We start from the raw sequence: 24,623 nt of genomic DNA on the forward strand, positions 1-24,623 counted from the left end.
ATAACGAGGTGGAACATATGAAAGTATTTGTTAAATATGCTTCTGAGGCTGAAGAAAGAGCCCGTGTATCGCTTATTGATTACCGTCCCGACTTATTGACGGAAGAGGAATTGCAAGATGGTATTGTGATTGATTATGAGGAAGCTAAAGATGTTCCCGCAGGAAAGGCAGCGATACTTTACGTGAACCCGATGACCGGACTAGCTTGGTACGAACTCGAAGACAGGCCGCTTTCTCAAGAAGAAATGATCCGGTTATTGCAAAAAGAGCTGGAAGAAGCAAAGGCAAATGCTGCTCGTATAGCCGACATCGAATTAGCTCTAGTTGAATTGTTTTCCGCATAAAGGAGGGGCCATAGGGCCCCTCTCATACTAATTTAAGGAGGCAGCGTCATGCTAATGAACGACTTTAAAATTCGTATTTTTGCAAATGCCTGCATCACAAGATATAACAACAATGAAGGTCCAATTGAACATATTGTAGGCAGCTACAATTTAATACCGGAGGTTAAAAAAAGCATTCTTGAATACGTATATTTTAAACGTCCCGACTTTAATCCGGAAAATCAAGACCTTTCTCATCCCGAACACCAAACCGGCAGGTAAACAGCCTGCTTACGACGGGAGGTGACGATAACGATGGCCATCGCCCCTGAAAACTTCGGCGAGCATCTCGCAAGGCTGAACATGGAAAGCCGGCAGTTCCGTGCAGACATCGAGGAGCTGAAGAGATGCGAGCAAAAAAACGAAGCCGATATCCGGCAGCTGTACGCGGGCCAGGCCAGGACTGAGACCTTGGTCGGTCAGGTGCTGACGAGATTCGACGGCTTTGAAACGAGAATGTTCAACGTGTTTCAGCAGATGACCAGAGACAACGCCGAACTGCTCCAGCAGGTAACGCGGGACGGCAGCTCTGAACGCCTGGAAGGACAGAAAGAACGGACAAACGCGCAGCAGGCCTGGATAAGCTTCTCAAAATATGTAATTGCGGTTACGATTGCGGCCGTGATCGCGTATATGTTCAGCTTCTTCCCATTCTGATTGTGTCCGCAAACGGCTCTCGGCTTAACGGCTGAGGGCTTTTTCTATTTTGCAAGGAGGTTATGACTCTTGAAAAAATCTGTAATTGTCCTGGATCCCGGACACGGGATGAACGACCCCGGCGCAATCGGCAGCGGATTAATGGAAAAAGAACTCACGCTGAAAATCGCGTCCCGCATTGCGAATAAACTCCGGGGCATGGCGGATATCCGCATGACTCGCACGGATGATACGGCTTTCGATACGGACAAGTCCACCGATCTGAAAGCAAGATGCGCGTTCGCCAACCGGCTGCAAGCCGATTATTTCGTTTCGGTCCACATCAATGCGGGGGGAGGCACCGGATTTGAATCCTACGTATACAGCGGGACGGCCGCAGGCTCCCGTACGGAAGCACTCCGCTCCGTGATTCATGCCAAGGTGTCGGCGGCCTTTGCCAAATACGGGCTTGGGGACCGCGGCAGGAAGTCCGGCGATCTCGCGGTGCTTCGTCACACCGTCATGCCGGCGGTTTTGCTGGAATACGGTTTTATCGACCGGGCAGCGGATGCCTCGCTTTTGAAAAACGAGGCGTTTTTGGATCAGCTGGCCGCATCGACGGCGGAAGGTCTGGCCGAGGCTTTTGCGCTGGGACCGGTATCCGTGTCCCCGGACAAATCTCAGCCACAGGCGCAGCCCGAGTTTTCCAAAGGGTTGGAAGCGGCAATTGCCAAGCTCCACGAACACGGAGTGATCGACTCGCCTGCGTATTGGAACAGCGTAATGACCAACGGGCAGACGCCGGACACGGAGTACACGGCCCTTCTCATTCGGCGGATGGCCGATAAACTGCGAGGCTGAGTGATCACGTGAAGCGAACCGGAGCAAACTTCTGCAGCCCGTCCGCCTATTCCGCCTATTCCACACGCAGAAATGCCTTCACATAATGGGGTTAACCCATGTATCCGAAAACGGCGCGCGCGATGCTCGGCATCCGCATGACGGTGGACACCTGATCGGTTTTGCCATCCGATGGGAGCTTGCCGGCAGACTTTGTTTGACGTTTTTGATAGCTTCAACTAGGGACTTAAAGGAGGAATTCACCAGTGGCACAACAGCTGACGGATTTACTGACACCGGTCATTCTGGCGCTCGTCACGGCCTTGGCCGGCGTCTTGACTGTCTTAATTCACGCGGCCAAAACGTCGCTGATCGCCTGGCTTCAGGCCCGCACGAACGCCGCCCAGCAGGAAATCATCATGAGAGTGGCATCGGAAGCGATGGCTTTTGCGGAAACGCACGGACTGATTTTAAAAGGACAGGAAAAAATGAACGCGGCCATCGTTTATGCGGCCAACGAACTTCAAACAAGAGGAATGAACGTAACGCCCGACAAGCTTCTCGCGGCCATTCAGAAAGCCTGGATGGAATACAACCCTTCTCAAAACAAGGGGAATCAAGCTTTGGAATTGAAGGAAATCAACACGACACCGGCAGGCGAATAATGTCCGTATAATATAGAAGGAACCGTTTCATGATTACCGATCCCCTTTCAACCGAATCCGGTTGGGAGGGCTTTTTTTTGTTTCCGGTTGTTTTTGCTGACTATTTTCTGAGAATAAGTCAGGTTAGTTAGGGAGCTAAAAATGATGGAATGTAAGGGATAGTAAGCTGAGAGGAACTTTGATGATAGGGGGAAATTGGTTTTGTGCACACAAAATACGAACTTACGTTCCTATTTAGGGGTGTTTTGTGGTATAATAAGGGTACATCTCATACGGATCTCTACCATCATCTTGGAGGTGACAACCTATCGCCCCCGTGAAAGTAGACCTGAAATCATTGGCTGTCATACTTGGCATCGAGCTGAAAACCTTGATTAAGGTCGCTACTTATTCTGGCGCAGCGTGCGGACAAAAGCGATTATGTTCTTCGTCTCCGACTTCGAAAGCTCCCGACCGTCAAGTTCCAGACTGAATTGTTTCAATAATTCTTCATCCGACAGTTCGATTTTATCGACAAACTCCTTCTCGTTGCGGTGCGGGTCGGAGTTTTTGGATTGGCCGCGGGTTTCTCTTTGGTCCGTCTGGCCAGGGGAATGCTCGTGGGAGGGAAGATCCGAAAGACCGAGCAAATAATCCGTCGTGACCTGCAGAACTTCGGCAATCCGGGCGACCATATCCGCGGACGGATTTTTAATGCTGCCGTTCAGTAAAGTGCTCATCGTGGAATGCGGAATTCCGGCTCTCTGAGCGAGCTTGTATTGGGTAAGGCCCTGTTCTTTCATTAATCCTTTTATAGTATCGACAAGTGTCATGAGATTCACCCTCTATCTATTCCGGAATACTGTAATACTAGTTAAAAAACTAAGAATAGTCAAGAAAACAAGAGCATTTTAAAGGGAACATCTGTTCGTATGATGCAATCGGTCTATTACCAAATTATGATATAACGATATATTGTAATATACTAAAGATAGGAAAAGAGAGGTCCCCACGACAAGCCATGAAGCTTGCCGCAAGAGGAGATACATAGTATAAAGGAGGGCTTACCGCCTATGAAAACGAGTATCGAGATGCCGGAACTTGACCGAAAAAAGACGAAAACAGCCGTTGAGGGAGCACTGCTCAAATACCGGATGTATAAAACGATCACATTCGAAGAAAGAACGGCGACGATTACTTCGAGCTATACGGAAAAATTTCACGGGCCGACGAACGTCACAAGCGATCAGACCGCGAGCATAGCGATTTATAACGTGGAAGAACCGGAACGCCGGCGCCGCTACTGCGAAAGAATCGAGATGGCGGTAAGCCGTCTTCACCCGAAAGAAAGGCTGCTGATCGAAGAGCGATACATGAAGGACGATTATGTGAAAGATTACGCCGTTTACAATCATAGCTTCGATCCGCCGATCAGTGCGGTTACTTATTCGTCTATCCGCTGGAAAGCTTTTTATAAATTAGCGCTTATACTCTCGCTCGGGGTTCCGAGAACGGCCGGGCAGCAGCGGGAAGGGGCTACGGGCTAGAAGCAGCCGAGCGTGTGAACCACGCCCAATTTGCGGCCAAGACAGAATCAAGCGTTGGCCGCACAGCCAAAAAAGGCACGGGATTCACCGTATGCAAACAGGTGATTCCGTGCCGGGATTACAAAGAAAGCCGGGTGTATATCTCGTTCCGGGTTAAAGCGCCTCTCAAGAGGAAATTTCCATCTCCGTCACTGCCGGAACGGCGGAAGAGCCGGCATTCCGGCGTCGCGCCAACAGATAGACGCCGTACACAAGCAGGAACAGTGCCATCACACCGGCGGCAAAACGGTACATGACCGCATAGCTGGTGCCGGAGGCGACGAGACCTAGCAGCATGGAGCCGATAGCGACTCCGAAATCGATGGAGTTGTAGAACAGGCTGTTCGTGGTGCCATGCTGCTCCGGCGGCGTTTCGCGGAGCATCCAGGCCTGGGTCGTCGGCTGTAGTGCGCCGAATCCGAGACCGTAGAGCAGGGCCGAGACGATCAGCACGGGCATCGTTGTCGCCACGGACAGAACGAGCAGGCTCGCGATCAGAATGAGGGCGCCGGGAATGAGGATCGCGGCATGGCCCTTGCTGTCGAACAGGCGGCCGGAGATCGGGCGGACGACGAGAACGGTAATCGCGTTGAACAGGAAGAACAGCCCGACCTGTTCCAGATGCACTTCCTTGCCGTACAAGGCGATGAAGCTGAGCAGGCCGCCGTACGTCACCGACAGCAGCGCGTTGAGCAGAGCCGGCAGCAGCAGCTTCTTGTTGAAGCCGCTGCGCTTCGCGGCTCCGCCGGCGGAAGCTGCCGCTTGACCGTCTGCCGTCTGACCGGCAGGCGAAACGGCCGCCGACTGCGGCGGAATGCTCCGCGAGCCGATCAGCAGCGGCACGATCAGAGCGGCCGCCGCCGTGCCCATGGCGGTCAGCGGGCCGAAGCCGTAGCTGCCGATCATCGCGAGGCCGATGGTCGGCCCGACGGACATCGCCAGGCTGCTCGACAGCCCGAAGTACCCGACCCCTTCGCCGATTCTCCGGCGGGGGATGATCTGGGACACCAGCGTCGGCATAACCGTGCTGGCCATCCCGAAGCCGATGCCGAAGCAGACGCGCAGCGCCAGCAGCGCACCCATGGAGCCGGCAAACGAATAAGCCGCCGTCGAGGCGGCGGCAAATGCCACACCGCAGAACAGCAGCGTGTTGCGGTGTACACGGCGCATCAAGGCCGCCGTTACGAACCGGGTGATAATCGCCGAAATGGCGAAGAGACTGGTTAACAGACTCAACGTAAAATCGCCCGAATGAAACCGGTCCTTCGCGTAGGTGGGGAAGGGGGACAGCAGCATTTGCAGGCAGAGAAACAGAAGAAAATAGCAAAACGTAAGCATAATAAACGATTTCGTCCAGAGAGGTTCGATTTTCCCCGCATCTGGATGGTGAGGCAGTTCCAGCTGTTCTGGATGTTTAGACATGATGTAGACACTCCTATTCGCTTTCTGATGTCAATGTAAGGTTGTCGATGATCCCTCGCAAAAAAGTAATGAGCTGGTCGTACTGCTCCTGAGACAAGCCGGCGGCGGCATCGCGGATGGTCTGCTGCTCAATGGACATCGTTTCCGCGATCAGAGAGCGGCCTTTGTCCGTCATATAAATATGAAAAGAACGCCGGTCCCCCTGACCCACCTGCTTCCTTATAAATTGCTTCGACTCCAGCGAATCCAGAATGCGTGTCGTCGTCGGCTTGTCTTTACCCGCCTTGGCGGCGATGTCCTTCTGGATGAGACCATCCTGCTCGTAGATCCGGTAGAGTACCGACCATTGTTCGGGTGTGATGTCGTACTCTTTCAGCCGCTGCGACAGGCAATTGGAAATCTTCCGGTAAGCCACGCCCAGCAAAAAGCCTAAGGAATCGTTCAATCCGTTCTTATTGAAGATGGGTTCCGTTGTCATTCGATCCCTCCGCGCCAAAAAGATTGTCTTAACAACTATATGTTAAACAACTATTATTGTCAATGGAAAACGAACCGCCGAAAGCGGACAAAAGCAGCCTAGTCTTGTTGCGCCGTATGCGCCTTTGCTATAATCAGGAAAACATGCAGAGTTGAAAGGGAGAGTGTTTGGAAGTGACTGTGCTTTTATTGTTCGGTCTGGTTCTTGTCCTTATCCAAATCATCCTTGTCAGAAGGATTACGTTCCGTCCGATCCCGTGGTTTACCAGAATGGCCGCGTCGGCCAGACTGGAATCCCCCTACGCGTACGGGGGCTTTTTATTTATCGTGAACATGGTTATTTTCCTTGTCATTACGGCGCTTGTGGTGCTCACCGTCATGATGAATGTTGCGTTTTCCCTGATTTTGTTTGCGGGCGCCGGCGCGTTTATCAGCTTTATGATCTGGATTCAGATGAGCATCTCGCGAGAGGGCACGAAGAAAGAAAAGCGGATTATCGGCGGAGTCGGAAGCGCTTTTTATTGGGTGCTCACCGTCTATCTACTTTTGCAAATCTTCCTGCTTCCGCCGTCCGCCCCGGAACAAGATCCTTTCATGCAGTTTGTCGGTCTCCTGATGGGAGTCGTTATTTCCCTGACTGCGGCCGTATCCTGCTGGGTAACCGTTTACTTGGCGAAAGGCAAACCGGTTAACCCCGTCGCCCGGTAAACGACGAGCCGATAAGACCCTAATCCCTTTACGAATAAGGGCAAAATGCCGATCACAATAACCTGCCAAATTAACGGAATCTGCACAATACAGGGAACCTGTACAACAGAAGCTGCGCAACGCCTGGAACCTCCAGAAAGGAAGCTGTGCAGCAGCCCGAACCTGCAAAAATTTCTATCGGCCGTCTGCATCATGCAGGCGGTTATTTTGCTTCGGCCCTAGCCGGCCGGTAGATCTCTAGAGATTCGGCGCTTACTCGGGATTTACGACGGATTAAAAAAATGAAGCGGGCATCCGCTGTCGGTTCAACCGGATGCCGGCATACAAATGTTGCCCGGGGGGAACTCTTCTTAAAAGAACTTCATGGTTAAACTGCAAAGGAGAGACTTCCCGTGGAAAAGAAACAGACGGCCGGAGAAGACGAAAAAAAGCTGAAATGGTGGCAGCTTTCCCTGCTCGGAGTGGCGTTTACGATCGGAACCGGCTATTTCCTCGGCTCCGGTCTGGCGATTACAATCGGCGGTCCCGCCGTGCTGATCTCGTTCGTGCTGGCCGCATTCGGAACCTATATGGTCTTCGACGTGCTGGCGGGAATGACCGCTGCGGACCCCGTTAAGGGTTCTTTTCGCTCATACGCCAAAAAAGCATACGGCCGCTGGGCCGGCTTCAGCAGCGGGTGGGTGTATTGGAGCTCGGAGCTGCTCATCATGGGCAGTCAGTTGACGGCTTTGTCCCTGTTTTCCCGGTTCTGGTTTCCGGCTGTTCCCATGTGGGGATTTGCGACGGGATACGGTGTGCTCGGGCTGGGGATTATTATGCTGGGCACAAAAGGATTCGAACGGATGGAAAATTTGTTTGCCGTAATCAAAATTTCTGCCATCGTGATGTTTCTCGTCATTGCCGCGCTGGCTCTGTTCGGCATCATCCGCGGAAGCCGGGCGCCGAGCTTTCCCGTTGAAGCTTCGACACTGTTGCCCGCCGGGGCGGCGGGTCTCTGGTCTTCGCTTATTTTCGCCTTCTACGCATTCGGAGGCATCGAAATTATGGGGCTTATGGCCCTCAGGCTGCAGAAGCCGGAAGAAGCGCCGAAGGCGGGGAAAATCATGCTGATGCTGCTCGCCGTCGTGTATGTCTTGTCCATCGGACTGGCCGTCACGCTGCTGCCCTGGAGTGTCTTTCATACCAAAGAAAGCCCGTTTGTGCTGGCGCTGAGCCATTACCGGCTGCCGTTTATTCCGCACGTTTTCAACGGGGTGCTGATTATCGCCGGTTTTTCGACGATGGTGGCATCGCTTTTCGCCGTGACCACCATGCTCGTAACGTTAGCGGAAGATAAGGATGCCCCTAAGCTTTTCGCCCGTCGTTGGATAAAAAATCTCCCGCTTCCGGCGCTCGGTCTAACGGCCTGCGGGATGGGAGCCTCCATCCTTCTGGCCTTGCTTATGCCCGGGGGCGTATACGAATACATCACAACCGCCGCCGGACTGCTCCTCCTGTATAACTGGCTGTTTATTCTGATCACGGCGGGAAAACTGCTTCGTCTGAAGGCGATGGGACAGGTGAAGCGGATCACGGGCATCGCCCTTATTTTGCTTGCCGTCAGCGGAACGCTTGCGCACCACGGCAGCCGACCGGGCTTCTATGTCAGCTTGGGCTTTATCGGGATTATCGGATTGGTTACCTGGGTGATGAGCCGTAAGTGGAACAAAGCCGGAGACCGTTCGGAGCGGCAGGAACAAGTGCCTCCGGACGCCGAAGAGGAATGGGTGTTTACGCCCGCTCTTTCGATCCGTGAGAAGACGGATGTGTTTTTTCGCAAAAAATCAAGATGAGAGTAACAATGCGGATGAACGAAACATTCTTCGCAGCCGAGTCCTATATATGAAGCGGAACAAGCGATTGAAGCGAATGAAATGAAATAAAAGTTTATGAAATATTATTTCGTTGAAAAAATATTTCCATCCCTCTATAATTAATCCAACTGGAAACCCGTGCGGCCTTTTCCGCCTATTTGTTTGGAGCAGACACGGGAACGACGCTTGGGAGGGGTATACATGATACTCGGCATAAAGGAAGAAGAAGTAATCGCAATTGGGCTGATGTCCGGGACTTCGCTGGACGGGATCGATGCCGCTGTTGTGCGGATAAACGGAAGCGGGCTGGATACCCGGGTGGAGCTACTGCATTTCTACAGCAAACCTTATGACGACGCGCTGCGGGAGAAGCTGAAAGATCTTTGCTCCGTCGCCCGCTCGGACGTTGCGCTCGTCTGCGGAATGAACGTTTTCCTTGCCGAGCGAATGGCGGAGGCCGCGCTGGAGGCGGTGCGCGAAGCGGGCCTGACCATGGACCGCATCGGCTTCGTCGCCTCTCACGGACAGACGGTTTGGCACATCCCCGAGGGGGATGCTGCCGATCCTTACCTCGTCCGCTCGACTCTTCAGCTCGGCGACCTGTCCGTCCTCGCCAAGCGGACGGGCGTCCCTGTCGTCGGCGACTTCCGTCCGGCCGACATGGCGGTCGGCGGACAGGGCGCGCCGCTGGTCCCTTATGGCGATCTCATCCTGTTCCGCCATGAAACGAAAGGCCGCCTGCTTCAGAATATAGGCGGCATCGGCAACTGCACGGTCCTGCCCCCTCAGGCGGGGCCGTCCGATGTGTTCGCTTTCGACACGGGGCCGGGCAATATGGTGATCGACCAGGTGGTCTATCAGCTGTCGGGCGGCCGGCATTCCTATGACGAAAGCGGCTCGTGGGCGGCGCAGGGACGTGCGGATGAAGGGCTTGTCGCAGACGCCATGACGCATCCGTACTTCTCGTTGAAGCCGCCCAAATCAACCGGCCGCGAAGTGTTCGGCAAAGCGTACGCGGCCGATTTTATCGCGCGGGCGAAGGCCCTCGGACTGGCGGACGCGGATATCGTGGCGACGGCCACGGCGTTTACGGCCCGCACGATTGCCGAAGGCTGCCGGCGGTTCGTGTTTCCGCGCTGTCGCGTGGACGAGGTCATCGTTTCCGGCGGGGGCGCCCACAACCGGACGCTGCTGTCGATGCTCGCGGAGCTGCTGCCGGACCAGCATGTAACGACCTCGGGCGCGCTCGGTGTGCATGACGACGCCAAAGAAGCCGTTATCTTCGCGCTGCTCGGCAATGACTTCCTGCGCGGCATCCCCAACAATCTGCCCTCCGCAACAGGGGCGGCACGTCCGACCGTGATGGGAAAGCTAGCGCTTCCGTAAAAATCCCGCTGTTACTCTGCGCCGCAAACCGGGCGCTTCGCCGCAGCAGATCTGCAAAGGTTGATATAAAAGAATACTGACGGATGGAGGCACGGCTGATTATGGCGGTGTCTCTTAGTGTTTGCGCAAGGGGGCTTTTTCCTCATCCGCCAAACAGATCATTCATCGTTTAGAGCGTATCCTATACTAATCAGCTCCGGAGGACTTCCTGAAGGGGAATGTAATCTTAAAATGAATCAGTTACCGGAACTTATCTTCTTCCCCAACCTCAGAGTGAGGTAGTAACTTCCCGATGATAGGGGTATAAAGTTTTTTTCGTACAAAATGAACTTTTATCACCTCTGGGATCTCTTATTTATGAAAAGGGGAGAGAACATGAAAGTAAGCCATCTTGTCAAACAAGCAAAAAAAAACAACAAAGAAGCTTTATTACAACTAATCATGGCCGATCAGGACGCTTATTATCGTCTTGCCTATGCCTACATGGGAAACGAGCATGATGCGATGGATGCCATGGAAGACATGATTGTCACGCTGTACGAAAAGATTGATCAATTGCACAAAGGCGAGGCATTCTACAGCTGGAGCAAAACCATTCTCGTCAATCGGTGCAAAACATTACTCCGCAAAAAGGGGCGATTTTCCCCGCTGGAAGACGAGCAAGAACATTCCCTTGCCGCATTCACTGACGATAACCCGTATCACCATACAGAGTCGGAGTTGGATATGCATGTGCTGCTATCCCATCTGAATGCCCCGCAGCGGGAAGCGATCGAGCTTCGATATGTTCATGATCTTCCGTATCAGACGATTGCGGACATGACCGGTGCGCCTCTAGGAACCGTCAAATCAAGAATCTCGCAAGGACTACACAAACTAAAAGCCATAATCGGAGGTGATCGTTATGAAAACGATCGAGGAGAAATTACAGGAGTATAAAAGGGTCCAGGCTCCCTCTGAACTTGAGGGAAGGCTTCGGGATGCACTTCAGCGTGTTCCAGCCAAAAAAAGAAACATGAATAAAGCGGCGGCATGGGTTGCATCAGCTGTTGCAGCGCTCATTATGATGGTTGGTTTATATGAATATCCTGCCTTCGCTTATTACGGAAGTAAGTTGTTTAATGGAGCCGGTTTGAACTCTCTTAGTTTTTCTGAATTAACAGAGCAAGGATACGGGCAGCAGGTAAACAAAAGCACAACGTTTAAAGACGGCACAGTCTTTACCATTAATGGCGTTATCGCCGACGATAATGTATTTACCATGTATTACACCATCGATCGGCCTGCAGGGACCGAATATACGGACAAAGATTTCATCCGCAACCACTTCAGTAATTTGAAAGGGTTCTTGACTGATTCCTATTCGCAAGGAGGCGGCGGCAATCCTGGCAAAGACAAATCTCAGTTTGTCGGAGTACACCAGTTCGAGCCTGTTAGTCCATTTTCCAGAACCTTAACCTTGACATTCAATGAGTGGCTGGATAACGGGGAACGAGTATCCTATCCCATCTCCTTCGACTTTGATGCGAATAAAGCGATGAAGAGTATAATCAAAGAGGACCTTTCTGAAACCATTACTGTTGACCAGGGGAAGATCCACTATGACTCCATTACTGCTTCGCCATCTTCTACCATCGTGAAAGGGCATTATGAATTAGAGGGATCTCCGAGATTTTCAGACGAATCAAAGCTCTATGTGAATGGAACAGAAGTGAAAAGCTTAGGAATGAAGGCGAATCGTCCTGAATTTGAGCTTAAATTCGATGTGCTCCCAACAGACAAGATTCAGTCCATTGAACTTGTGCTGGAAAATTTCACAGGAATACACAAAATAGAAAAACCCATCTCTCTTGCCTCGCCATCAGATCTTTCGATCGACGTGGGTCATGAAAAGTTATGGATTCGAAACGTCACAAAAACCGATACAGGCTATGATATCGTAATCGCAAGAAATCAATTTGTTTTCTTGGAAAAGGGCCATATATCCATCCAAGCTGGCGGCAACGTTGTTCCCGTATCAGAGATTTCCTCCTCACGCCCTTGGGATCTGAAAAACGGTAATATTTTGTGGGAGCAGACATATTCTTTTAACACCAAGGACATACCGGAATTTCTGCTGCTGGACGAATTACAATATATTAAAACCTATAATAAGAAAATTTCGATTCCTGTAGAAAACAAAAAATAAACACCATGCGCTTGTTGTAATAGCTCGTCAACCTATGTCAAACAACAAAAAAAGACAGTGCTCAAGGACAGTTGAAAAAAGTGTTAAGCTGCCTTTATTAAGATGATTCCTGTATTGGACGAGAATCATCTTTTTTTTCGGTTCCATTGGGGAGGGGCCGATGCTCTTGTGTATCCTCAGCTATACGTTTATAGGGAGCGGGTTTGCGAGGGGCTATTTTTCACCCGCACGTACGACATGAAGGCTTGTGGATGGCCCTTAGCGTTCTTCTTCCATACATGTTTTTTTTGGCATATGTTCTCGCCTCCATCACTGACTCTAGTTTACAAAAAAAGTACCCGCACGCCGTGCACCTTTTTTCAAGGTGTCCAGTGTATGGGTACCGATATAGTCCGTTCCGTTCTCTTTTAGTATAAGATTGCTTAGACCCATCCGAATGCTCTGGCCGCTTGGGCGGTGGCGAATGTAACCAGGAGGGCGATAGCCAGCGGGATGAGGGCGGACAGGATCGTCCATTTCGTACTTTTGGTTTCTTTATAAATGTTGAACAGGGTCGTGCCGCACGGGTAGTGAAGCAGCGAAAACAGCATCATATTAAGAGCCGTCAGCCAAGTCCAGCCATGCTGCAGGAAAAGATCTTTGATGTTGTCCATTCCGTCCGCATCAACCATGGCGCCGGAGGACATGTAGCCCATGAGCAAAATCGGCAGAACGATTTCATTGGCCGGCAGGCCGAGTAAAAATGCCATGATGATATAGCCGTCCAGACCGATCAGATGCGCGAAAGGATCGAAGAAAGCCGCCGTATGGGCAAGGATGCTCGTTCCGTTGATCATGATGTTGCCCAGAATCCAGGTAATGATTCCGGCGGGAGCCGCTACGATAACCGCGCGTTTGAGCACGGCCCACGATTTATCGCGGGAGGAGAGCAGGATCGTTTTCCACATCTGGGGTTTCCGGTAAGGGGGAAGCTCCAGCGTGTAGTGTGTGGGAACGCCGCGGAGAGCCGTTTTGGACAGCACCCACGATACGGACAGGGTGATCACGATGCCGAATAGCACCAGCCCCATGACGAACAGGGCGGTTCCTAAAGTCTGCCAGCCTCCTGAGGCGCCGGCCGCCATGAAAAGAGAGGACAGCAGGATCAACGTAGGCCAGCGGCCGTTGCACGGGACGAAGTTGTTCGTCAGGATGGCCAGCATTCTTTCGCGGGGGGATTCGATGATCCGCGTCGACAAGATGGCCGCCGCGTTGCAGCCGAAGCCCATCGACATCGTCAGGGCTTGTTTGCCGTGTCCGCCCGACTTCTTGAACAGGCGGTCCATGTTGAACGCGACCCGGGGGAGATAGCCGAAATTTTCAAGCAGCGCGAAAATCGGGAAGAAGATCGCCATGGGCGGAAGCATGACGGAGATTACCCAGGCGGTCCCCCGGAAGAAGCCGAGAACCAGTATGCCGTGAAGCCATGCGGGTGCATGAACGGCCTGGAAACCTGCCGTCAGATAGCCTTCGATTACCCCGAAGAAATCCGCGATCCAGCCCGAAGGAACGTTGGCCCCGGCAATCGTGATCCAGAAGATCGCGCCGAGCACCGCAAACATGATAGGATAGCCCCACAGCTTGGAAGTCAGAATCTTATCGAGATTGTGCGTACTTGCAAGCTTTTTCCTGTCTTCGTAACGGACGGCGACATTGCAAATGTCGCAGCTCGTTTTATAGATGTCGCTTACAATTTCGTCCCGGATGGAACTGCCGCTCGTGATGGTCTGCGCCATGGATAGCAGGGAGTCGATCGGATCGGGCCTGTTAGTTGCATGCGGTGTGGCCATAGCTCATTACCCCCTGTCCTTGCGCCGGCGCCGTGCCGTTTAGCCGCTGTTTCAGCGAGGCGATGAGATTCTCGTCCCCGTCGAGCAGACGGAGCGCGATCCAGCGGGCCGGGTAGCGGGCTCCGAGCGTCTTGCGGACGAAAGGCTCCAGCTCCCGGACTTGGCGCTCGATTTCTTCGCTGTAGGGGATAGGCGGGGGCTCGGGATGAAGGACGCCTTCCGCTACCTTTTCGACGAGATCGAGCATAGGGCCGATACCTTTGTTGTTGCGTGCGGAAATAGCGGCCACGGGCACGCCCAGCCTCTCGCGGATCCGATCCAGATCAATCCGGATGCCGAGCTTCTCGGCTTCGTCCATCAGATTGATGCAGACAACCGCACGACTGGTCATTTCTAAAACCTGCAGCGCAAGATTCAAATTCCGTTCCAGCGAGGTCGCGTCGAGCACGACCAGCGTGACGTCCGGCTGCTCGAAGATGATGTAATCCCTGGCGGCTTCCTCATCCGCCGAATTCGAGTAAAGGGAATAAGTGCCGGGCAGGTCAATGAGCTTGTAAAGAATACCGTTCCGCTCAAATTCGCCTTCGGCGGTCAGCACGGTTTTGCCGGCCCAGTTCCCCGTATGCTGCCGGAGTCCCGTCAGCCGGTTAAACAGCGTGCTTTTGCCGGTGTTCGGGTTGCCGGCCAGTGCTACGGTATAGGATTTCACAGACTGTCGCCTCCTTCCGGCTCCGTATAAATGAGGGAACTTTCTTCTTTCCGGAGCGCGATGGTTGTATTGCTGACACGGAATGCGGTCGGATCGCCGAGCGGGCTTCGCTGGATCACTTCCACGCGGTTACCCGGCACGAATCCGAGATCAAGGAGCCGTCTTCGCATTCCTCCCTGTACCTCGATCCGGCTTAACCGGACAACGCTTCCCACCTCAACTTGGTCCAATGACAATTCTGATAAAGACATAGGGCCCACCTTTCTTTTTCCCTTCGGACAAACTGTTTGCCGAGTGCAAAATTTTATTTATGGAAATACGCCTTCCGTTAATGCCGCTTTATGATGTTAGTATAGGCAAACAGTTTTAGACTGTCAACAAAAAGTTTCTCTAGGGAAAAACTTTTAGAAGGAGGAATAAATCGGGGATGGCCGCACGGTAACGAATGTCCTAATTAGTTAGCCACATCTTATGTGAAAGAAAAATGGGGGAACCTTGTTCGCCCAAAAAAACTTGATTTTATTTTGAATGAAACGATAGGGGCCGAAGCTGGGGTGTTCCGTTCTTGCAGGGGGGGATGGGGGAGCGGTATGGCATCGTGCCAGGCGATCGAACATGAACTGAAACGTTAGTGCCTTTTTGCGGCTAAGTTGGTAAACTAACAGGTATGAAGGGGCTGACTGGAATAACCATCCGGACTATTATGTAAGGGGGAGTAAGCATGCCTAACGATTTTTTTATTTCGGACCATCATTTCGGGCACAAACTGATTATCGATTTCGAGTCCCGGCCTTTTGCGGATGCGGACGAAATGACGGACATCATGATTCAAAAATGGAATGCCGCCGTCGGAAGCGAGGACAAGGTGTTTCATCTGGGGGACTTTTCGTTTCTGAATCAGGAAAGGACACAAGAAATCGTCCGAAAGCTGAACGGCTATAAATTTCTTGTTCTGGGCAATCACGACAGAGGCAGGTCCCGGTCCTGGTGGCTGGACGCCGGATTTGACGAAGTGAGCGAATTCCCGGTTCTGTACAAAGACTTCTTCCTGCTGTCGCACGAACCGGTTTATATGAACAAACATATGCCGTACGTCAATGTGCACGGTCATATCCATGGACAGAAGTATGAGGGCAAGAACTATTTCAACGTGTGCGTGGAGCACTGGGACTATACTCCGCTGACCTTCGAACAGATCCGGGATGCGGTTGTGGTCAGCGAGGAGCAGGCATGATAGCCGTATACGCGGGAAGTTTCGATCCCATTACCCTCGGGCATACGTCGGTTATCGACAGAGCTACGAATCTGTTCGACGAGCTGCACATTCTGGTTGCGAACAACCGCACCAAGAAGCATCATTTTACGATCGGGCAGAGGACCGAGCTGGTCAGGCTTTCCGTTCCGCCGGGCAAAAGGATCAAAATCGTCGCTTTCGAAGGCATCGTGGCGGACTATGTTAATGAAACGGGAGCCAAGGCGATTGTCCGCGGCATCCGCAACGCGACGGATTTCGAATATGAAATGCAGCTGGAACAGTACGTCCGGAATACGACGAAAGCCGATACCGTCTATTTATCGCCGTATACGCCGAACATGCAGACGAGCAGTTCTCTGGTCCGGATGTTTATTGCGACCGGAAAAATCGAACCCGCCCGAGCTTTTATGGTCGAGGCCGCTTTCGAGCAGATGAAAGTGTATGAGAGCGAGAACAATCAGAGACGCAGCGAAAACGAGTAGGACGGGCCCGCCCTTCCGTTTCTTCCGCCCCGAATTACCGGCACTTCCACAAAAAGCTTGCAGTCAAGTCCATCGGGACTGGATCTTGCGGGCTTTTTTCTATTCATTGGCTTTTAATCTCGCCAGTAGGGAACATTTTCCTCTCCATTTCTATTATTTTTCATTTTTAGCTATTAATCTTGTATTTTATAATAATTGCGCTTATGATGAAATTGTTTTAGAGGTGAACCATGTTGACGCCGTTTCACCTTCTTTTGTTACGGTTCAGTTTCAAGAATTCATAGCGAGTAGGGAAAAATATGGCCATAAATGATAACGTTTTAATTAAAATCCGCCAAATGAAAACGAGTCTGACTCCCGTCGAGAAAGCGGTAGGCGAGTATATCCTGGAGAACGTGGAGGAGATCCCGCACCTCTCGATCAAAAATCTGGCCCGGCTGACCAAGACCAGCGACGCCTCTGTGCTGCGGTTCTGCAAAACGATGGGATATCCGGGCTACCGCAGCTTTATCGTCAGCATCTCGGCTTCCCTCGGCTCCATGCACGAAGAGGATGCGAACCCGTACCGGGATATCCAGCCGGGAGACGACCTGTCCACGATTATTTTGAATATTTCGCGCACGAACAGCCAGTCCATTGAAGATACGCTGCAGGTAATCAACAAGAGCGAGATTGCGCGGGCCGTTGATGTGCTTCGCACATGCAGGCGGATTGCCTTCTTCGGAATCGGGGCATCCGGTCTGGTCGGAACCGATGCGGAGCAGAAATTTACACGGATCAACAAGATGTGTCACACCTATACGGACGGACACAGTATGCTGACGGCGGCAACGCTTCTGGAGAAAGGCGATGTGGCTATCTTCATCTCCAATTCGGGAGAAACCGTCGAGATCCTCGACGCGCTGGAAATCGCCAAAAAGAACGGCGCTTGTCTGATCGCCATAACGAAGTATACAAAAAGCAGGCTGGCCGATCAGGCGGACATTCTGCTCAGCATTTCCACGCCGGAAATTACGATACGAAGCGGCGCGATGGGTTCGCGGATAGCCATGCTGACCGTCGTCGATATTCTTTTCGCCGGAGTGGCAAGCGCGGAATACCAGCACGTGAAAAAATATTTAGCCAAAACGCACAATATTGTGGCGGGGAAGCAGCGGCGTTAACGAACCGAAAGAGGTGGAATGCAGCGTGACCGATACAATAGCGGAGCAAACGGCCGCCCGCCTGGCGCGGTTTTCGGCTGATGAAAGAGCAAGGTTTGCATCCGTGGCGGAAGAAATATTCGGCAAACCGGTGAGTCTTGCACCGGAGAGCATCTCCGATCGGGAGACGAAGGATCTGCACATCCTTTACGATGTCCTGGGCGGAATGCTTCTGACGAAAGAGCACGCGCCGCGTCTCCATGAGAAAATGTTTGCGGGTATGCAGGATCTGGAGCTGCCTTCGGAAACCCAGTTCGGTTGTACGGATGAAAGCGACCGGTAATCTTCTTCCTGATCTGCGGCAGCGCCCAAGCATAAACCGCCGCCGGATCGAATATGTCAAATCAAGGACCGAATAAGGTCCTTTTTATTTTGCGCGAAAAGAAAGAGAAATGCTGCGGGGCAAGGAAAAAAAGAAAATAAAACAACAATAGAATATTCCATCATAAAATATTATTTCAAAAACTGTTGACCAAACTGAAATTTCTCGTTAAGATGAAATCAAGAAGTTGAACTAAACAGATGGGGGGGGAGAAAGCTGTGGATGAGTATCTGGCGAGACTAACGACCGAAGAGATCAACAAGAAGACACTAAAGATGGACGAATATACGACGGAACAGATGCTGCGTCTGATGAACGAACAGGATGCGACGGTTCCGGCTGCGGTTGCGGCTGAAATACCGCAAATTGTGAAAGCGGTTGATATTTTGCACGGAGTGCTTAAAAACGGCGGCAGAATGTTCTACATCGGAGCGGGATCTTCGGGCAGGCTCGGTGTACTCGACGCATCTGAATGTCCTCCAACTTTCGGTATCGATCCTCTGCGGGTGCAGGGGCATATCGCCGGAGGAGATGGGGCACTAAGAATAGCTGTAGAAGGTTTTGAGGACAATAAAGATGAGGGAATCGCTCTTATCGAACGGTGCGGCGTAACGGACAAAGACGCGGTAATCGGAATCACGGCCAGCGGAAGCGCACAATTCGTCATTGCCGGCTTGAACAAGGCAAGGGAAATCGGAGCGGCGACCATCGGTCTGGTGAACAACAAACATTCCAAACTCGAATCCGTTTGCGACGTATGCATTGCCCCGGTTGTCGGGCCGGAAGTCATTATGGGATCGACCCGGTTGAAAGCGGGTACGGCACAGAAGCTGGTCCTGAATATGCTTACGACCTGTACGATGGTGAAGCTCGGCAAAACCTACAACAATCTGATGGTGGACCTGAAAGCCAGCAACATCAAGCTGAAAGACCGCTCCATACGCATCATAAAAGCGGCCACGGGCGTGGATGACAAGACGGCTGCTGCGGTTTTGGAAAGCGCTTCCATGAGTTGTAAGCTGGCGATCATGATGATCAAAAGCGGCTTGGACGCGGCGGAGGCGCAGCGGGTGCTGGATCAGTGCGAGGGCAGTTTAAAAGCGGCAATACGAACCACGACCAACGTGGTGTAAATTTTCATATCCTTGGGGGAGGCTTGTTATTCATGAAAAGAAAATTGCGTGCAGCAGCATCGGTATTGGCATTAACCATGGCAATGTCCACACTGGCGGCTTGCGGAGATTCCGGTAAAAAAGAAGGCGGCGCGGCGGGCGATCCGAACGCCAAAGATACCATCACGGCCCTGCTTCCGCCGGTTTCCGCGAGTTACCAGAACAATTTTGCCCAAATGGCGAAAGATTTCAATGCGCTGTATCCGAACCTGACGCTGAAAATCGAGCCGGCAAGCTGGGAAGACATTACACAGAAGCTCGATACGCAGGTGAATGCGGGCAGCCCTCCCGATATCGCGTTCATGGGTTCCGACGGCATTTCCAAGTACATGCAGCAGGAAATGATGATGGACATCAAGGACGTGGCTACCAAAGAAATGATTGAAGATTTCGACCCCGCTCCGCTTGAGTATATGAAGAAAGGCGACGGCCTCTACGGCTTCCCGGGCTATATGGAAGTTCACGCGATCGGCGGCAACCGCGAATACCTCGAGAAAGCGGGCATCGACTGGAAAAAAGTCCAGAAAGACGGATGGACGTTTGACGAGTTCCGCGAAGCGATCAAGAAAGGCGTCGTTTCCGAAGGCGGCAAAACATCCCGTTACGGCTTCGTGTTCGCGACTGCGGGCGTAGCGTCCAAAGACTATCTCAACATTCTGATCAAAAATGCCGGCATGCCATCGCCGTTCACCAAAGATCTGAAATACGCGTACACCAGCAAAAACTATCTTGAAGTGTTAAAAGATATCCGCACGATGATCGATGACGGCTCCATGCCGAAAGAGCTCAGCTCCATCGACGCCGGTAAACGCTGGAACATGTTCCTGACCGGTCAAACGATGATTACCGGTAAAGGCCTGGCGACGTTCGAGAACTCCGCCAAGAAAAACAACGAGAAGCTGAAAGCCAATGACGGCAGCGCCGTTAAAGGAAGCGTTCCGGTTGAGTACACGGTTCTGCCGGTTCCGACTTTCGCCGGACAAAAACCGCAGTCCAGCGTAGCGGTCGACGGTTACGTGACTTTCCGCGGCTCGAAAGAACCGACGGCCGAGCATAAAGCCAACGTCGTAAAAGCGGCCTACTTCCTCGCAAGCGGTAAAGTAGCGGCAACGACGAACAACGACCTGTTTGTCGCTCACATTACGAAGAGCGGCAAGAAAGAAGCCGAAAGCATGACCGTTAACCGCGATGCCGACAACAAAGCGGCGGTTGAAACGATGCTGAAGAATGCGGCTCCTGCCCGTCCGGATATCCCGGCCGACCTGGGCGCCAAAGCGATCAAGCTGGAAGAAGAAGTGATCATTCCTAAGCTGCAGGCGTTGATTTCGGGAGAAATGACTCCTGAAGCGATGTTCGAAGCGGTTAAATCGGCCGCCGTGCAAACGTTCGGCGCGGACGGTGTCGTAAAAGAATAGAGAGTTTGGAATCGGATAGCCGTGTGCCTCAACATGCGGCTATCTGATATGTAGAATGACTTAGAGGATGGAGAGGGGTGCGGGAGATGACTCAACCAGCTAAACCGGTTAAAAGACGGAAAATCAGAGGAGACGGCGCCTGGGGCTATGCCTTTATCGCGGTTGCGCTTCTCGTCTATGCGCTGTTTACGGCTTATCCGGTTATTAGTGCCTTTATCATTAGTTTTCAGAAATACAGACCGCTGGGTTCCACCTTTATCGGATTCGACAATTACACGGCGACCTTTAAAGACCCGCTGTTCTGGAAATCCGTCGTAAATACGATCGTGTATACGGTTCTGACGGTGCCTGTCGCCCTGTTCCTTTCTTTTGCGGTTGCGATCCTGATTCTTCCGCTGAAGAAAAAACTGCAGACGACGTTCAAAGCGATTTACTATTTGCCTGCCGTAGCTTCCGGCGTTGCCTTGTCGGTCGTATGGCTGTGGATTTTCGACCCGATGCCGTCCGGTATTCTGAACAAACTGATCAGCTATATCGGAATCAGCAATCAGAACTGGCTCGGATCAAGCGCTACCGCAATGTTCTCATTGGTTCTCATGGCCTGGCTGTCCAGTCACGGCACAAGCATTATTATTTACCTCGCCGCGCTGCTGGGTATTGATGAGAGCTATTACGAGGCAGCTGAGCTTGACGGAGCGTCATTCATTAAAAAGCTTTGGTATATCGTGATTCCATGTTTGAAACCGACTACATTGTTCCTGCTCGTAACGGGCGTTATCGGCTCGTTCCAGGTTTTCCAGAACGCGTATCTCATGACGGGCGGCGGTCCGGACAATGCGACGACGATGGTCGGCCTGCTCGTATTCAACAACGCGTTCAAATACTTCGACTTCGGCAAAGCGGCCGCACAGTCCCTGATTTTGGCCTTTATTATCGCGGGGATCTCACTGGTTCAGTTCAAATTCCTCGGCAAAGAAGTGGAATATTGAGGAAAGGGGGGGCGAGATATGGCGCTCTATAACAATCACGCAGGAAATCGCGCGGCCAGATACAGCCGGAATACAGTCATTATCGTAATCCTTACCCTGTTTGCTCTGGCTACGATTTTCCCGATTTACTTTATGCTTATTTCATCCTTTGGAGATCCGATCGAAGCTGGCGCGGTGAGCTACTCCCTGCTTCCAACCAAATTTACACTGGAATCCTACAAGTTTTTCTTCGATTATAGCGAGTATTCCATCCGCTGGCTGCTCAACTCTCTGATCGTAGCCACGACCGTGATGGTGTCCAATGTGATTTTCGCCAGTATGGCCGGTTATGCCTTCTCGAAAATCAAATTCAAAGGCAGAGCGATGCTGTTTACCATCCTATTGATCGCGATGATGATTCCGTATCAGGTTACTCAAGTTCCGCTTTATATCCTGATCGTAAACATCTTTCATATTCAAAATACGTACAGTGCGCTCATTCTGCCGGGTCTGGTGACGGTGTATAACATCTTCCTTGCTAAGCAGTTCATGAGCAGCATTCCGACCGAGATTATCGAAAGCGCCAAGATTGAAGGCTGCAATCAGTTCCAGATTTATTTCCGGGTCATTCTTCCGTTGTCCAAAACGGTATTGGCCGTTATGGCGATCCTGACGTTTATGGACAGCTGGAACACCTTCTTCTGGCCGTTCCTCGTTACCAATACGATGGATATGCAGACCATTCAGGTCGGACTTAAAAACTTCCGGTTTGCGAACACGACTTATTTTGCGCCGATGATGGCGGGTGCCACCATCTCCGCCCTGCCGATGTTCGTTCTCTTCTTCAGCCTCCAGAGATACTTCCTTGAAGGTGTCACTGTCGGTGCGGTGAAGGGGTAACACAAGCGCGCCGAACCGGCTGTCTCCGTTACTCGTAACGGAATAACGGGCCGGCGGGATTACGGCACACTAAACCAAGACGGGCTTTTGCTTCCGAAAAGCGGCCGCATGCAGGCATTCGAACATTCTTTCGATGCCGGTGCGGGTGCTTTGTCCGAGAATCTCGGCGGAGTACAGGGGCCCGTTTTTTATAGGCGGAAACGGGGACCTGCGGTATGGTTAGGCCCGGCGGGCTTACAGCGGCGGACATTACAAGTTTATGAGGTATGAGGAGGGAGTATCATCATGAGGATCGAATCATGGGATCCATCTTATTCGGACGCGGTGATCCGGCTGTGGAACACGGAAGCCGTAAAGGACGGTTACAAAGAGCTGACCGGCCGGAGCTTTAACGAGATTTTCCTGTCCAGTCGTTATTTTGACAAAGACAATACGTTCGTTGTGCGTGAGGAGGACGGAACAATCACGGGATTCGCTTGCGGCTGCACAGGCAGCGATCTGCCTTTGGGCGCTGTCGCAGGCTATATCACCTGCATCGTGTTGTCTGAGGACCGTCAGACAGATGCGAATTACCGCCTGCTTCTGGAAGCGCTTGAAGGGCGGTTCCGGCAGCTCGGCAAAAAGCAGGCCGATGTTCTGTTCTTCAATCCGATGATGCTGCCGTGGTACATCCCGGATACGCCGGGGCACGAACACAACAATGCTCCGGGGGTTCCGGCGGACAGTCGTTTGTACGGATTTCTGCTCGGCGAAGGGTACATCGAACGCGCCAGGGAATGCGCCATGTACTTGAACCTGTCGGAGTTTTCTATTCCGGACGAAATCCGGGCCAAGGAAGCGCGGACCGCCGCAGAGGGCTATGCGGTCGAACTTTTCGACCCTGCCCGACATGAAGGCATCGAGGCGATGCTGCAGGGCTTCGACAACCCGCTGTGGCAGCAAGAAATCGCCGCCAGTACGGCAAACGGCGTGCCCGTCGTTATCGCGGCCCACCGGGGACAAGCGGTCGGTTTCGCAGGTCCCGTTATCCGGCAGGAAAGCGGCCGCGGCTATTTTGCCGGCATCGGCGTTCATCCCGATCATGAAGGGCACGGGCTGGGCAGCCTGCTTTTCTTCAAGCTGTGCGAAGCTTTTAAGGGGATAGGCACGGAGTACATGTCCCTCTACACGGGCAGCACCAACCCGGCCATCCGAATATACGAGAAGGCGGGCTTCGAGACCGTGAAACAATTCGCCGTCATGCGGAAGGAGTTGTAGGGCGGTTTTCCGCGAGTGCAACCTTGGTCAGGTACTCAGCCGATGCGGCTGTAACGGAGCGGATGGCTTTAACCATCCGCAAAAGGCATCCTATTAGAAGGATGTCTTTTTTCTTTTCAATAATACGAGGACAAGCAATAGGATGATAAAAGGAAAAAAATATAAAAACAATCTAATATTTTTATAAAATCCCTTTAATAATCATGGATTCCTTCTTATAATGATACCAATAAGCGCGAGGGAAGGAACGATGGGAATGGAAGCGGAACTGGAACTGGAACGGTTAAAACGGCTCGTTTTTCAACTCTTATTAACGACGGAGAACAGGACGACGGATTTTCTCGAACTGATCATGGGAGAAACCATGATTCCTTGTGTTCTGAAGCAGGTAACGGCCACTCAAGCACCCTTATTGGCGGTAAAAGAAGGCCCGCGGGATGCGGTACTTAGAGAATCACTTCTTCGCGCAGAAAAAAGCGGCCTTGTCGTTTCCCAGAATCTCGCGGTGATGTATCCCGATTTTATCCCTCTGCCGATTCATCTAAAGCTTGCGCAAAAAAAAGAAGGCATCGGCAAAATCATGCGGGATTTGAACATTCGCAGCACCCGGACCGTTCTGGACTTCGGATGGAGAATGCCGGAGCATACGACCGATCTGAACGGAAATCCTTATTCCGTTACCTTTGCGGACAACACGGCCGTTCCGTATAAACAATACACGATCACTTTTGAAGAGTTCGCTACGCCGGGTTTGCATCTGCTGGAATATTTCAATCCGCGGATGCTCGAAGGCAAGGAGGTTCAGGCTGGGCAGGGGATCTATAATGCGGGAGTTAACTGAGCAAGCAACGAAAGTTGGCAGCAAAAAGACACTGATTTTTCAGTGTCTTTTTTTATTTAAACTGTTATAAAATTGATTTTTTATAAAGATAAGAAGTAAAAGTAATGATATTACCATAAAAAGTAATAGAAATACACTTACATTCAAT

At 51.9% G+C, this 24,623-nt stretch carries 27 protein-coding genes; 21 read left to right on the forward strand and 6 right to left on the reverse strand.

The features are described from left to right. Window positions 1-17: 17 nt before the first annotated feature. The 5 genes from KVT34_RS02100 to KVT34_RS02120 all read left to right on the forward strand — a co-directional run bounded on the left by KVT34_RS02100 (window position 18) and on the right by KVT34_RS02120 (window position 2,524). Window positions 18-344: a hypothetical protein gene (locus KVT34_RS02100; protein ID WP_217556421.1), complete on the forward strand. Its 327-nt coding sequence runs from the start codon at window positions 18-20 to the stop codon at window positions 342-344. A gap of 48 nt (window positions 345-392) precedes the next feature. Continuing rightward, the gene (locus KVT34_RS02105) at window positions 393-605 is read left to right on the forward strand and encodes a hypothetical protein (RefSeq protein WP_217556423.1); all 213 of its coding nucleotides are present in this window, start codon (window positions 393-395) and stop codon (window positions 603-605) included. 33 nt (window positions 606-638) lie between these two features. Next, window positions 639-1,040, forward strand: a complete 402-nt coding sequence (locus KVT34_RS02110) for a hypothetical protein (protein ID WP_217556424.1) — start codon at window positions 639-641, stop codon at window positions 1,038-1,040. 69 nt (window positions 1,041-1,109) lie between these two features. After that, a complete protein-coding gene (locus KVT34_RS02115; protein ID WP_254634502.1) occupies window positions 1,110-1,880 on the forward strand; it encodes an N-acetylmuramoyl-L-alanine amidase family protein in 771 nt (256 codons plus the stop codon). 245 nt (window positions 1,881-2,125) lie between these two features. Further along, window positions 2,126-2,524 (forward strand): phage holin, LLH family, encoded by a 399-nt coding sequence (locus KVT34_RS02120; RefSeq protein WP_217556425.1) that lies wholly within the window; start codon window positions 2,126-2,128, stop codon window positions 2,522-2,524. Window positions 2,525-2,907: 383 nt separating this feature from the next. Here the strand turns inward: KVT34_RS02120 and KVT34_RS02125 are convergent, their stop codons facing one another. Then, entirely contained in the window at window positions 2,908-3,336 is a 429-nt protein-coding gene (locus KVT34_RS02125; RefSeq protein WP_217556426.1) for a helix-turn-helix domain-containing protein, read from the reverse strand. A gap of 240 nt (window positions 3,337-3,576) precedes the next feature. On the opposite strand from KVT34_RS02125, the gene KVT34_RS02130 reads away from it, so the two are divergent. Further along, window positions 3,577-4,050 (forward strand): ArpU family phage packaging/lysis transcriptional regulator, encoded by a 474-nt coding sequence (locus KVT34_RS02130; protein WP_217556427.1) that lies wholly within the window; start codon window positions 3,577-3,579, stop codon window positions 4,048-4,050. 165 nt (window positions 4,051-4,215) lie between these two features. On the opposite strand, the gene KVT34_RS02135 is transcribed toward KVT34_RS02130, so the two are convergent. Further along, a complete protein-coding gene (locus tag KVT34_RS02135) occupies window positions 4,216-5,511 on the reverse strand; it encodes an MFS transporter (RefSeq protein ID WP_217556428.1) in 1,296 nt (431 codons plus the stop codon). A 13-nt stretch (window positions 5,512-5,524) separates the two neighbouring features. Next, entirely contained in the window at window positions 5,525-5,989 is a 465-nt protein-coding gene (locus KVT34_RS02140; protein WP_217556429.1) for a MarR family winged helix-turn-helix transcriptional regulator, read from the reverse strand. A 173-nt stretch (window positions 5,990-6,162) separates the two neighbouring features. Between KVT34_RS02140 and KVT34_RS02145 the strand changes: the two genes are divergently transcribed. The 5 genes from KVT34_RS02145 to KVT34_RS02165 all read left to right on the forward strand — a co-directional run bounded on the left by KVT34_RS02145 (window position 6,163) and on the right by KVT34_RS02165 (window position 12,123). Then, window positions 6,163-6,696 (forward strand): hypothetical protein, encoded by a 534-nt coding sequence (locus KVT34_RS02145; protein WP_309244053.1) that lies wholly within the window; start codon window positions 6,163-6,165, stop codon window positions 6,694-6,696. Window positions 6,697-7,088: 392 nt separating this feature from the next. After that, the gene (locus KVT34_RS02150) at window positions 7,089-8,528 is read left to right on the forward strand and encodes an amino acid permease (protein ID WP_217556431.1); all 1,440 of its coding nucleotides are present in this window, start codon (window positions 7,089-7,091) and stop codon (window positions 8,526-8,528) included. A gap of 222 nt (window positions 8,529-8,750) precedes the next feature. Beyond that, a complete protein-coding gene (locus KVT34_RS02155; RefSeq protein WP_217556433.1) occupies window positions 8,751-9,935 on the forward strand; it encodes an anhydro-N-acetylmuramic acid kinase in 1,185 nt (394 codons plus the stop codon). A gap of 375 nt (window positions 9,936-10,310) precedes the next feature. After that, on the forward strand, window positions 10,311-10,874 hold the full coding sequence (locus KVT34_RS02160) for an RNA polymerase sigma factor (protein ID WP_217556435.1): 564 nt from the start codon (window positions 10,311-10,313) through the stop codon (window positions 10,872-10,874). Further along, window positions 10,840-12,123 carry a DUF4179 domain-containing protein gene (locus tag KVT34_RS02165; RefSeq protein WP_217556436.1) on the forward strand — a complete coding sequence of 428 codons (1,284 nt, stop codon included), beginning with the start codon at window positions 10,840-10,842 and terminating at the stop codon, window positions 12,121-12,123. Before KVT34_RS02160 ends, KVT34_RS02165 begins: the two co-directional genes overlap by 35 nt. Window positions 12,124-12,545: 422 nt before the next feature. On the opposite strand, the gene KVT34_RS02170 is transcribed toward KVT34_RS02165, so the two are convergent. The 3 genes from KVT34_RS02170 to KVT34_RS02180 are packed head-to-tail and all read right to left on the reverse strand — an operon-like array spanning window position 12,546 to window position 14,912. Continuing rightward, window positions 12,546-13,952, reverse strand: coding sequence for a nucleoside recognition domain-containing protein (locus KVT34_RS02170; protein WP_217556438.1), 1,407 nt, complete (start codon window positions 13,950-13,952; stop codon window positions 12,546-12,548). After that, a complete protein-coding gene (locus KVT34_RS02175) occupies window positions 13,930-14,661 on the reverse strand; it encodes a FeoB small GTPase domain-containing protein (RefSeq protein WP_217556439.1) in 732 nt (243 codons plus the stop codon). Before KVT34_RS02175 ends, KVT34_RS02170 begins: the two co-directional genes overlap by 23 nt. After that, entirely contained in the window at window positions 14,658-14,912 is a 255-nt protein-coding gene (locus KVT34_RS02180; RefSeq protein WP_217556441.1) for a FeoA family protein, read from the reverse strand. Before KVT34_RS02180 ends, KVT34_RS02175 begins: the two co-directional genes overlap by 4 nt. Window positions 14,913-15,382: 470 nt before the next feature. Here KVT34_RS02180 and KVT34_RS02185 point away from each other — a divergent pair, with 470 nt between their 5' ends. The 10 genes from KVT34_RS02185 to KVT34_RS02230 all read left to right on the forward strand — a co-directional run bounded on the left by KVT34_RS02185 (window position 15,383) and on the right by KVT34_RS02230 (window position 24,475). Continuing rightward, window positions 15,383-15,895, forward strand: a complete 513-nt coding sequence (locus tag KVT34_RS02185; RefSeq protein ID WP_217556443.1) for a metallophosphoesterase — start codon at window positions 15,383-15,385, stop codon at window positions 15,893-15,895. Next, window positions 15,892-16,398 (forward strand): pantetheine-phosphate adenylyltransferase, encoded by a 507-nt coding sequence (gene coaD, locus KVT34_RS02190; protein WP_217556445.1) that lies wholly within the window; start codon window positions 15,892-15,894, stop codon window positions 16,396-16,398. The genes KVT34_RS02185 and coaD overlap by 4 nt, the downstream gene beginning before the upstream one ends. A 299-nt stretch (window positions 16,399-16,697) precedes the next feature. Further along, complete coding sequence (locus KVT34_RS02195; protein WP_217556447.1) at window positions 16,698-17,561, forward strand: MurR/RpiR family transcriptional regulator; 864 nt, start codon at window positions 16,698-16,700, stop codon at window positions 17,559-17,561. Between the two features lie 25 nt (window positions 17,562-17,586). Then, entirely contained in the window at window positions 17,587-17,883 is a 297-nt protein-coding gene (locus KVT34_RS02200; RefSeq protein WP_217556449.1) for a hypothetical protein, read from the forward strand. A 257-nt stretch (window positions 17,884-18,140) separates the two neighbouring features. Further along, on the forward strand, window positions 18,141-19,055 hold the full coding sequence (gene murQ, locus KVT34_RS02205; RefSeq protein WP_217556450.1) for an N-acetylmuramic acid 6-phosphate etherase: 915 nt from the start codon (window positions 18,141-18,143) through the stop codon (window positions 19,053-19,055). 32 nt (window positions 19,056-19,087) lie between these two features. Continuing rightward, window positions 19,088-20,509 (forward strand): ABC transporter substrate-binding protein, encoded by a 1,422-nt coding sequence (locus KVT34_RS02210; RefSeq protein ID WP_217556451.1) that lies wholly within the window; start codon window positions 19,088-19,090, stop codon window positions 20,507-20,509. An 86-nt stretch (window positions 20,510-20,595) separates the two neighbouring features. Then, on the forward strand, window positions 20,596-21,498 hold the full coding sequence (locus tag KVT34_RS02215) for a carbohydrate ABC transporter permease (RefSeq protein ID WP_016424014.1): 903 nt from the start codon (window positions 20,596-20,598) through the stop codon (window positions 21,496-21,498). An 18-nt stretch (window positions 21,499-21,516) separates the two neighbouring features. Beyond that, on the forward strand, window positions 21,517-22,377 hold the full coding sequence (locus KVT34_RS02220; RefSeq protein WP_009675553.1) for a carbohydrate ABC transporter permease: 861 nt from the start codon (window positions 21,517-21,519) through the stop codon (window positions 22,375-22,377). Between the two features lie 285 nt (window positions 22,378-22,662). Further along, entirely contained in the window at window positions 22,663-23,634 is a 972-nt protein-coding gene (locus KVT34_RS02225; protein ID WP_217556452.1) for a GNAT family N-acetyltransferase, read from the forward strand. 250 nt (window positions 23,635-23,884) lie between these two features. Next, window positions 23,885-24,475 carry a hypothetical protein gene (locus KVT34_RS02230; RefSeq protein WP_217556453.1) on the forward strand — a complete coding sequence of 197 codons (591 nt, stop codon included), beginning with the start codon at window positions 23,885-23,887 and terminating at the stop codon, window positions 24,473-24,475. Window positions 24,476-24,623: the final 148 nt, after the last annotated feature.

It is taken from the genome of Paenibacillus sp. GbtcB18 (assembly GCF_019091125.1).
GTDB classification, from domain to species: Bacteria; Bacillota; Bacilli; order Paenibacillales; family NBRC-103111; genus Paenibacillus_F; species Paenibacillus_F chitinolyticus.

Bases quoted from the DNA above. Each gene is read 5' to 3' on its own strand.
- KVT34_RS02100 (WP_217556421.1), top strand. From the start codon at position 18: ATGAAAGTATTTGTTAAATATGCTTCTGAGGCTGAAGAAAGAGCCCGT.
- KVT34_RS02105 (WP_217556423.1), top strand. From the start codon at position 393: ATGCTAATGAACGACTTTAAAATTCGTATTTTTGCAAATGCCTGCATC.
- KVT34_RS02110 (WP_217556424.1), top strand. From the start codon at position 639: ATGGCCATCGCCCCTGAAAACTTCGGCGAGCATCTCGCAAGGCTGAAC.
- KVT34_RS02125 (WP_217556426.1), bottom strand. From the start codon at position 3,336: ATGACACTTGTCGATACTATAAAAGGATTAATGAAAGAACAGGGCCTT.
- KVT34_RS02130 (WP_217556427.1), top strand. From the start codon at position 3,577: ATGAAAACGAGTATCGAGATGCCGGAACTTGACCGAAAAAAGACGAAA.
- KVT34_RS02135 (WP_217556428.1), bottom strand. From the start codon at position 5,511: ATGTCTAAACATCCAGAACAGCTGGAACTGCCTCACCATCCAGATGCG.
- KVT34_RS02140 (WP_217556429.1), bottom strand. From the start codon at position 5,989: ATGACAACGGAACCCATCTTCAATAAGAACGGATTGAACGATTCCTTA.
- KVT34_RS02155 (WP_217556433.1), top strand. From the start codon at position 8,751: ATGATACTCGGCATAAAGGAAGAAGAAGTAATCGCAATTGGGCTGATG.
- KVT34_RS02160 (WP_217556435.1), top strand. From the start codon at position 10,311: ATGAAAGTAAGCCATCTTGTCAAACAAGCAAAAAAAAACAACAAAGAA.
- KVT34_RS02165 (WP_217556436.1), top strand. From the start codon at position 10,840: ATGAAAACGATCGAGGAGAAATTACAGGAGTATAAAAGGGTCCAGGCT.
- KVT34_RS02170 (WP_217556438.1), bottom strand. From the start codon at position 13,952: ATGGCCACACCGCATGCAACTAACAGGCCCGATCCGATCGACTCCCTG.
- KVT34_RS02180 (WP_217556441.1), bottom strand. From the start codon at position 14,912: ATGTCTTTATCAGAATTGTCATTGGACCAAGTTGAGGTGGGAAGCGTT.
- KVT34_RS02185 (WP_217556443.1), top strand. From the start codon at position 15,383: ATGCCTAACGATTTTTTTATTTCGGACCATCATTTCGGGCACAAACTG.
- coaD (WP_217556445.1), top strand. From the start codon at position 15,892: ATGATAGCCGTATACGCGGGAAGTTTCGATCCCATTACCCTCGGGCAT.
- KVT34_RS02195 (WP_217556447.1), top strand. From the start codon at position 16,698: ATGGCCATAAATGATAACGTTTTAATTAAAATCCGCCAAATGAAAACG.
- KVT34_RS02210 (WP_217556451.1), top strand. From the start codon at position 19,088: ATGAAAAGAAAATTGCGTGCAGCAGCATCGGTATTGGCATTAACCATG.
- KVT34_RS02215 (WP_016424014.1), top strand. From the start codon at position 20,596: ATGACTCAACCAGCTAAACCGGTTAAAAGACGGAAAATCAGAGGAGAC.
- KVT34_RS02220 (WP_009675553.1), top strand. From the start codon at position 21,517: ATGGCGCTCTATAACAATCACGCAGGAAATCGCGCGGCCAGATACAGC.
- KVT34_RS02225 (WP_217556452.1), top strand. From the start codon at position 22,663: ATGAGGATCGAATCATGGGATCCATCTTATTCGGACGCGGTGATCCGG.
- KVT34_RS02230 (WP_217556453.1), top strand. From the start codon at position 23,885: ATGGGAATGGAAGCGGAACTGGAACTGGAACGGTTAAAACGGCTCGTT.